We start from the raw sequence: 9,056 nt of genomic DNA, 5'->3' as shown, positions 1-9,056 counted from the left end.
GTTGATAGGCCAGATGTGGAAGCCCGGTAACGGGTGAAGCTGACTGGTACTAATAGGCCGAGGGCTTGTCCTCAGTTGCTCGCGTCCACTGTGTTAGTTCTGAAGTAACGAACTCCCGTATGCCGGTTGTAGTTCGACATCTTCATAGTGTTTCGGTGGTCATAGCGTTAGGGAAACGCCCGGTTACATTCCGAACCCGGAAGCTAAGCCTTTCAGCGCCGATGGTACTGCAGGGGGGACCCTGTGGGAGAGTAGGACGCCGCCGAACAATCTTTAGCCTCAACCCCCGGACTCTGTCCGGGGGTTGAGGCATTTTTGCGTTCAGTACTTTCTCAGGGACCTCAGGTCCTCAGGGTCCTCAGGCAGTTCAACGGCCGGCGGGATAGGGGTGTGCGGGCGAGGAAGGGCGGCGAGAGACCGGACAGGGTTGGTTAGGAACACACGCCAGTTCGGGGTATGATTCTTCTCGTTGCCGCGAGGGAAACCCCGCAGTCAACAGGCCCCTATAGCTCAGTCGGTAGAGCGTCTCCATGGTAAGGAGAAGGTCTGCGGTTCGATTCCGCATGGGGGCTCGTATGAAAGAAGGCCCCCCGCCCAACGGCGGGGGGCCTTCTTCGCGTTCAGCGCTGGTGTGGCTCCGGGAGGCGCATCGCCAGGATGGCCATGTCGTCGGAAGCCGGTTCCGCCGCGAAGCGTTCGACCGCGCGGAGGATGCGGGCGGCGACGGCGCCGGCCGTCAGGCCCGTACAGGTCGTCAGGACGTCGCTCAGGCCGTCGTCGCCGAGCATGCGGGAGCCCTCGCGGCGTTCGGTGACGCCGTCGGTGACGCACAGGAGGACATCGCCCGGGTCCAGGGTGACGGTCTGTTCGTACAGCTCCAGGTCGTCCATGACGCCGAGCAGCGGCTGGGGTTCGGCGGCGGGTTCCACCGTGCCGTCCTGGCGCAGCCGTAGCGGGAGCGGATGGCCGGCGCAGACGATCTTGAGGATGGCGCTGCCGTCCTCCTGGGGCCACAACTCGCCGTAGAGCAGGGTGAGGAAGCGGCTGCGGGCGCCCTCGTCGAGGATCGCCGCGTTCAGTCGCTCCAGGACCGCGGGGCCGCCGAAGCCCTCGCGGGCCAGCAGGCGCAGGGCGTGGCGGGCGAGGCCGGTGACGGCGGCGGCCTCCGGGCCGGTGCCGCAGACGTCGCCGATGGCGAAGCCGTAGACGCCGTCGCGGATCGGGAAGAGGTCGTAGAAGTCTCCGCCGACCTCGTTGCCCTCGCCGGCCGCGCGGTAGATGACCTCGACCTCGACGCCGGGGATCTGGGGCTGGTCCGGCGGGAGGAGGCTGCGCTGGAGGGACTGACTGATGGCCGTGCGCTCGGAGTAGAGGCGGGCGTTGTCGAGGGCCAGGGCGGCCCGGCGTGAGAGGTCCTCGGCCAGCTCCAGGATCTCCTGGCGGAAATGGTCGTCGGAGGGCTTGCCCAGGGTGAGCATGCCGATGACGCGGTTGCGGGCGACGAGGGGGAGGACCACGGTCTCGCCGCCGACGGCCGCGGCGGTGGCGAGGGTGGAGCCGATGCCGGAGGAGAGGGGGCTGGACGCGCCGTCCAGTTCACGCCTGGAGGTGCGAAGGGCCGCCTGGTGGGCCGCGTCGGCGGGGGCGGTCCAGACACGAGCGCCCGGGGTGGGGACCGGGTCGGGCGGGGCGATCCTGGACAGGAGTGCCTTGAGGCCGTCGATGCGGTCCTCGTCCTCGTGGAGGACGTAGGAGAGGTACGGGTCCGACGACTGGTCCGCGATCGTGTAGACGGCGCACCAGGTGGCGAGCGTCGGAACGGTCATCTGGGCCATGAGGGCCAGCGTCTGGTCGCGGTCGAGGGTGCCGGCGAGCAGGTCGGAGGCCTCGACCAGGAAGCTGAGCGAGCCGCGGCGGAGGCGCTCGAGCTCGCCGAGGCGGGCCGACTCGACGGCGAGGGCGATCCGGTCGGCGGCGAACTGGAGGCGGAGGGCCTGTTCGTTGGAGTAGCGGCCGGAGGCTTCGGCGGCGACCCCGAGGGAGCCGGTGAGGCGTCCTTCGACCTTGAGGGGGACGGTGACGACCGACCTCATGCCAGTGCCGTTCAGCAGCGGTACGGCTCCGGGGACGGCCGCGAGGTCGTCGTGGACGGCGGGCATACGGGCGGAGCCGTACCGGCCGGTGCCGGCCTCGACGGGGACGCGGGCGAAGCGCTGGCGGGCGGAGGGGAGGCCGGTGGTGGCCCGTACTTCCAGTTCGGTCTCGTCGTCGGTGGCCAGCAGCAGGAAGGCGGAGTCGCCGTCGAGCATGTCGCGGGCGCGTTCGACCGTGCGCTGGAGGAGGCCGTCCAGGTCGTCGGGGGCCGGGGAGCCGATGAAGACCTCGAAGGGGTCCGTCGTGCGGTTCTCGGCGCTGGAGTCGACGGGGGCGCGGGGCGGGGACTGGAGCACGGCGCGTTCGTAGTCCCGTACGAGGAGACAGACCGTGGAGGGTTCGCCCTGGGTGTCGCGGACGCGCAGGTGGGAGGCGTAGATGGGGATGACGCGGCCGTCCGCGCCGCGGATTCCGTAGCTGCCCTCCCAGCGGGAGAGCTGGAGGGCTTCGGCCAGGCCGGTGCCGATGCCGGGGGTCTGCGGCCAGGCGGCGAAGTCGCCGAGGGGCTTGCCGACGACCTGCTCGGAGGCGTATCCGAAGAGTTCCTCGGCGTCGTCGTTCCAGGCGGCGATGGCGCCGCCGCGGTCGATCTGGACGACGGCGACGCGTACGCGTTCGTCGGCGACGGGGAGCAGGTCGACGGGGAGGACCGGTCCTGCGGAGCGGGTGCCCACCATGCGCTGGGGGAGGTCGAGTTGGAACCAGACCTGTTTGCGGGTGGGGGAGTATTCGACGCCCCAGCGGGTGGCGAGTGCGGCGCACAGGAGCAGTCCCCGGCCGTTCTCGCTGTCGAGGTTGGTCAGGTGGGGGCCGGTGCTCTGGATCGGGATCTCGCGCTCGGGGTAGCGGTCGGCGACCTCGACCCGGACGCCGTCCTCCGTACGCAGACACAGGACGTCCGCCGCGGTGCCGGCGTGGATGACCGCGTTGGTGACGAGCTCGCTGGTGAGGACGACGGCGTCGTCGACGACATCGGTGTAGCCCCAGCCCTGGAGCGTGTCTCTGACGAAGGCGCGGGCGGTGGCGACCGACCGCCCCACGGGGTCGAAGCTGGCAGCCGCCCGCGCGGTGATCACAGAACTCCTCGTACGCGTCTCGACGCCCGGCTGTGCCATGGTCGGCCCTGCCCCTCCCGGTGCCCGGTCGTCGTCCTCGCGCCATGCCGCCCCCGCCGGGCGGACGGGGCGGTTGGACAGCCGGATGCCAGGTTACTTACCTTCACTGTCCGAGCGGATGCCGGTCACCGCTGTTTCCGTCCCCCGAGGATGGGGACGTTATGCCAAGCTGCCGAAGTGTTATGGCCTGGTTCGGCTGCGGTGAAACACTGGGCAGGCTTCCAGAGACAACCCGAGCACTACGGTCAACCCCTGCGGGAGGGACACGGTGGAGTCTGGCGTGACGGCGCGGGGCATGAGCACGCGTACGAAAAGCGGACGGTCCCGGAGCAATGGGACGGTGGAGGTCGACGCTGCGGCGCTCGACCGGCTGCTGTCGGCCCTGGTGTCGATGCGTGACGGCAATTTCCGCAGGCGGCTGACCGTCTCCGGTGACGGTGTGATGACGGAGATCGCGGCCGTCTTCAATGAGGTGGCCGATCGGAAACTGCATCTGACCGGCGAGTTGTCCCGGGTCCGCCGGATGGTGGGGCGTGAGGGCAAGCTCTCCGAGCGGCTCGAGGTCGGGGCCAGTGAGGGTGCCTGGGCGGCGGCCATCGAGGCCGCGAACGCGCTGGTGGACGACATGACGCGGCCCGTCTCCGAGGTCGGCAGGGTGCTGTCCGCGGTCGCGGAGGGTGATCTGGACCAGCGGATGGAGCTGCGGTCCGAGGGGGCCGAGGGGCGTCCGCTGCGGGGCGAGTTCCTGAAGGTCGCGCGGACGGTCAACAACCTGGTCGATCAGCTGTCGGCGTTCACGGACGAGGTGACGCGGGTCGCACTGGAGGTCGGTACCGAGGGCAAGCTGGGCGGCCAGGCCCAGGTGCGCGGTATGTCCGGTTCGTGGAAGGATCTCACGGATTCGGTCAACACGATGGCGTACCGATTGACCGCGCAGGTACGTGACATTGCTCTCGTCACCACGGCCGTCGCCAAGGGCGATCTGTCGCGGAAGGTCACGGCTCATGTGGCCGGCGAGATGCTCCAGCTGAAGAACACCGTCAACACGATGGTCGACCAGCTGTCCTCGTTCTCCTCCGAGGTGACCCGCGTCGCACGTGAGGTGGGTACGGAGGGTGAGCTGGGTGGTCAGGCCGAGGTGCCCGGCGTCGCCGGTGTGTGGAAGGACCTGACCGACTCCGTCAACACGATGGCGGGCAACCTCACGTCGCAGGTGCGGGGCATCGCCGAGGTGACGACGGCGGTCGCGAACGGCGACCTGTCCCAGAAGGTCACGGTCAGCGCGCGCGGTGAGGTCGCTCAACTCGCGGACACGATCAACCAGATGACCGAGACGCTGCGCACCTTCGCCGACGAGGTGACCCGGGTGTCGAGCGAGGTCGGCGCCGAGGGCGTGCTGGGTGGTCAGGCGCAGGTGCCGGGCGCGGCGGGGACGTGGAAGGACCTGACCGATTCGGTCAACACCGTCTTCCGCAACATCACCACTCAGGTGCGTGACATCGCGCAGGTGACCACGGCGGTGGCGAACGGTGATCTGTCGCAGAAGGTCACGGTGGACGTGGCCGGCGAGATGCTGGAGCTGAAGAACACCGTCAACACGATGGTGGACCAGCTCTCCGCCTTCGGTTCCGAGGTGACCCGGGTCGCCCGGGAGGTCGGTGTCGAGGGCCGGCTGGGTGGTCAGGCGGAGGTGCCGGGCGCGGCGGGGACGTGGAAGGACCTCACGGACTCGGTGAACACGGCGTTCCGTAACCTGACCGGCCAGGTGCGTGACATCGCGCAGGTGACCACGGCGGTGGCCAATGGTGATCTGTCGCAGAAGGTCACGGTGGACGTGGCCGGCGAGATGCTGGAGCTGAAGAACACCGTCAACACGATGGTGTCGCAGCTGTCGTCGTTCGCCGACCAGGTGACCCGTATGGCGCGGGACGTGGGCACGGAGGGCCGGCTGGGCGGTCAGGCACGGGTCGACGGTGTCTCCGGTACGTGGAAGGAGCTCACCGACTCGGTCAACTTCATGGCCGGCAACCTGACGTCGCAGGTGCGCCAGATCGCGCAGGTGACCACGGCGGTGGCGCGGGGTGATCTGTCGCAGAAGATCGACGTGGACGCGCGCGGCGAGATCCTGGAGCTGAAGAACACCATCAACACGATGGTGGACCAGCTCTCCGCCTTCGCGGACCAGGTGACGCGGGTGGCCCGTGAGGTGGGTACGGACGGCCGGCTCGGGGGTCAGGCGCAGGTGCCCGGCGTCGCCGGGGTGTGGCGGGACCTGACCGACTCGGTGAACGGCATGGCCGGGAACCTCACGGCGCAGGTCCGCAACATCGCGCAGGTCGCGACCGCGGTGGCGCGGGGTGATCTGTCGCAGAAGATCGACGTGGACGCGCGCGGCGAGATCCTGGAGCTCAAGAACACCCTCAACACGATGGTGGACCAGCTCTCCAGCTTCGCCGAGCAGGTCACTCGGGTGGCCCGCGAGGTGGGTACCGAGGGCATTCTGGGTGGTCAGGCCGAGGTGCAGGGTGTCTCGGGCACCTGGAAGGACCTCACCCAGTCCGTGAACTTCATGGCGAACAACCTGACCATTCAGGTGCGCAACATCGCCGAGGTGACGACGGCGGTCGCCAAGGGCGACCTGTCGAAGAAGATCACTGTCGATGCCAAGGGCGAGATCCTGGAGCTGGTGACGACCGTCAACACGATGGTCGACCAGCTGTCCAACTTCGCGGACGAGGTGACGCGGGTCGCCCGCGAGGTGGGTACGGAGGGCATTCTGGGTGGTCAGGCCCGGGTGCGAGGTGTCACCGGTATCTGGAAGGACCTCAGCGACAACGTCAATCTGATGGCCAACAACCTGACCAGTCAGGTGCGGAACATCTCCCGGGTGTCGTCGGCCGTCGCCAACGGTGATCTGACGAAGAAGGTGACGGTCGAGGCGCGCGGTGAGGTCGCCGAGCTCGCCGACACCGTCAACACGATGGTGACGACCCTGTCCTCGTTCGCGGACGAGGTGACCCGGGTGGCCCGTGAGGTGGGTACGGAGGGCGAGCTGGGCGGCCAGGCCCGCGTACCGGGCGTCTCCGGTACGTGGAAGGACCTGACCGAGTCGGTGAACTCCATGGCCTCCAACCTCACCGGCCAGGTGCGGCAGATCGCGACCGTCACCACCGCCATCGCCAAGGGTGATCTCACCAAGAAGATCGACATCGACGCCCAGGGCGAGATCCTGGAGCTGAAGAACACCATCAACACCATGGTCGACCAGCTCTCCTCGTTCGGTGAGGAGGTGACGCGGGTCGCCCGTGAGGTGGGCACGGAGGGCATCCTCGGCGGTCAGGCCCGGGTCCGGGACGTCGACGGCACCTGGCGTGACCTCACCGAGTCGGTGAACGAGATGGCCGGGAACCTGACCCGTCAGGTGCGGGCCATCGCGGCCGTCGCCACGGCGGTGACCAGGGGTGATCTCAATCTGAAGATCGACGTGGACGCGGCCGGGGAGATCCAGGTCCTCCAGGACAACATCAACACGATGATCGCCAACCTGCGCGACACCACCCTCGCCAATGAGGAGCAGGACTGGCTCAAGGGCAACCTGGCCCGTATCTCCGGTCTGATGCAGGGCCGCCGGGACCTCGACGACGTCGCCTCGCTGATCATGAGCGAGCTGACGCCGGTGGTCTCGGCGCAGCACGGCGCGTTCTTCGTGGCGATGCCCACGGGCGGCTCGGAGCTGGGCGCGCCGGGGGAGGGAACGTACGAGCTGCGGATGCGCGGCAGTTACGGGTACTCGGCCGGTTCCATGCCGACGTCCTTCCGGCCCGGGGAGACCCTGATCGGTACGGCCGCCGAGGAGAAGCGGACGATCCAGGTCAATGTGCCGCCGGGGTATCTGAAGATCTCCTCCGGGCTCGGCGAGGCGTCACCGGCGCATGTGATCGTGCTGCCGGTCCTCTTCGAGGGGAAGGTCCTCGGGGTGATCGAGCTGGCGTCGTTCCAGCCGTTCACGCAGATCCAGCGGGACTTCCTGAACCAGCTCGCCGAGATGATCGCGACCAGCGTCAACACCATCAGCGTCAACACGAAGACCGAGGTGCTGCTGAAGCAGTCGCAGGAGCTCACCGAGCAGCTGCGCGAGCGGTCGGCCGAACTGGAGAGCAGGCAGAAGGCACTTCAGGACTCCAACGCGGAACTGGAGGAGAAGGCCGAGCTGCTGGCCCGGCAGAACCGTGACATCGAGGTGAAGAACACCGAGATCGAGGAGGCCCGGCAGGTGCTGGAGGAGCGGGCCGAGCAGCTCGCGGTCTCCATGCGCTACAAGTCCGAGTTCCTGGCGAACATGTCCCACGAGCTGCGGACGCCGCTCAACTCGCTGCTGATCCTCGCGAAGCTGCTCGCGGACAACGCCGACGCGAACCTGTCGCCGAAGCAGGTGGAGTTCGCGGAGACGATCCATGGCGCCGGATCCGATCTGCTCCAGCTGATCAACGACATCCTCGATCTGTCGAAGGTCGAGGCGGGCAAGATGGACGTCAGCCCGACGCGTATCGCCCTGGTGCAGCTCGTCGACTACGTGGAGGCGACGTTCCGGCCGCTGACCGCGGAGAAGGGGCTGGACTTCTCCGTACGGGTGTCGCCGGAGCTGCCGGCGACGCTGCACACGGACGAGCAGCGGCTGCTTCAGGTGCTGCGCAATCTGCTGTCCAACGCGGTGAAGTTCACGGACACCGGGGCGGTGGAGCTGGTGATCCGGCCGGCCGGGACGGATGTGCCGCAGTCGATCCGTGAGCAGTTGCTGGAGGCGGGTTCGCTGCGCGATCCGGAGGCCGATCTGATCGCCTTCTCGGTGACCGATACCGGTATCGGTATCGCCGCGAGCAAGATGCGCGTCATCTTCGAGGCGTTCAAGCAGGCGGACGGCACGACGAGCCGCAAGTACGGCGGTACGGGTCTGGGGCTGTCGATCAGCCGTGAGATCGCGCGGCTGCTGGGCGGCGAGATCTACGCGGCCAGTGAGCCGGGCCGCGGCTCAACCTTCACCCTCTTCATGCCGCTGCACGCGAGTGAGCTTCCGCCCAACGGCTACGGGCAGACGATGCCCGGCGCTCCGGTCGGGGAGTACGGCGACACGGAGGACGCCGGGATCGACCTGGCTCTGCAGGCGCCGTCGTTCGCTCCCGCTCCGGGCTCGGCCGATCCGCGCTCGGGTACGGGGGCGCTGTTCCGGCACCGCCGCAAGGTGCTGGGCAGTGTGGAGCGGCGGCCGGCGGTGCCGGGCCAGCCGGCCGGGTCGGCCGGGGCGGACAACTGGGCCGAGGGCGCGCAGGAGGAGCCCCAGCCCAGGCGTACGTTCGACTTCGGCGGCGAGAAGGTGCTCATCGTCGACGACGACATCCGTAACGTCTTCGCGCTGACCAGCGTGCTGGAACAGCACGGCCTGTCCGTGCTGTACGCGGAGAACGGCCGCGAGGGCATCGAAGTCCTGGAGCAGCATGACGATGTGACGGTCGTCCTGATGGACATCATGATGCCCGAGATGGACGGGTATGCCACGACGACGGCGATTCGCCGGATGCCGCAGTTCTCGGGGCTGCCGATCATCGCGCTCACCGCCAAGGCGATGAAGGGCGACCGGGAGAAGGCGATCGAGTCCGGAGCGTCCGACTACGTGACGAAGCCGGTCGATCCGGACCATCTCCTCTCCGTGATGGAGCAGTGGATGCGCGGGGAGTGAGCGGCCGCCGCCGGGGCCGCGGCGCGGTGTTGACTCGCTGTGGCCGAGGGCGT

General features: G+C 68.4%; 2 protein-coding genes, 1 tRNA gene and 2 rRNA genes. 4 read left to right on the top strand and 1 reads right to left on the bottom strand.

Features of this window, described 5'->3' with window-relative positions; translation table 11 throughout:
- The 3 genes from ACZ7J0_RS05070 to ACZ7J0_RS05060 all read left to right on the top strand — a co-directional run.
- A 23S ribosomal RNA gene (locus ACZ7J0_RS05070) occupies positions 1-73 on the top strand; the annotation flags it as partial.
- Between the two features lie 78 nt (positions 74-151).
- Positions 152-268 (top strand): 5S ribosomal RNA (gene rrf, locus ACZ7J0_RS05065).
- A 231-nt stretch (positions 269-499) separates the two neighbouring features.
- Positions 500-572 (top strand) — tRNA-Thr (locus ACZ7J0_RS05060).
- 48 nt (positions 573-620) lie between these two features.
- On the opposite strand, the gene ACZ7J0_RS05055 is transcribed toward ACZ7J0_RS05060, so the two are convergent.
- Positions 621-3,269: a SpoIIE family protein phosphatase gene (locus ACZ7J0_RS05055; RefSeq protein WP_470884051.1), complete on the bottom strand. Its 2,649-nt coding sequence runs from the start codon at positions 3,267-3,269 to the stop codon at positions 621-623.
- A 295-nt stretch (positions 3,270-3,564) separates the two neighbouring features.
- On the opposite strand from ACZ7J0_RS05055, the gene ACZ7J0_RS05050 reads away from it, so the two are divergent.
- Positions 3,565-9,003 (top strand): HAMP domain-containing protein, encoded by a 5,439-nt coding sequence (locus ACZ7J0_RS05050; protein ID WP_470884049.1) that lies wholly within the window; start codon positions 3,565-3,567, stop codon positions 9,001-9,003.
- The last annotated feature ends 53 nt before the right edge of the window (positions 9,004-9,056 follow it).

It is taken from the genome of Streptomyces sp. NPDC038280 (assembly GCF_055600045.1).
The sequence above is the reverse complement of the archived record's forward strand: the minus strand, read 5'-3'. Positions and strand labels throughout refer to the sequence as shown.

Excerpts from the sequence above, each read along its gene's own strand:
- ACZ7J0_RS05050 (WP_470884049.1), top strand. The coding sequence starts at position 3,565 with ATGAGCACGCGTACGAAAAGCGGACGGTCCCGGAGCAATGGGACGGTG.
- ACZ7J0_RS05055 (WP_470884051.1), bottom strand. The coding sequence starts at position 3,269 with ATGGCACAGCCGGGCGTCGAGACGCGTACGAGGAGTTCTGTGATCACC.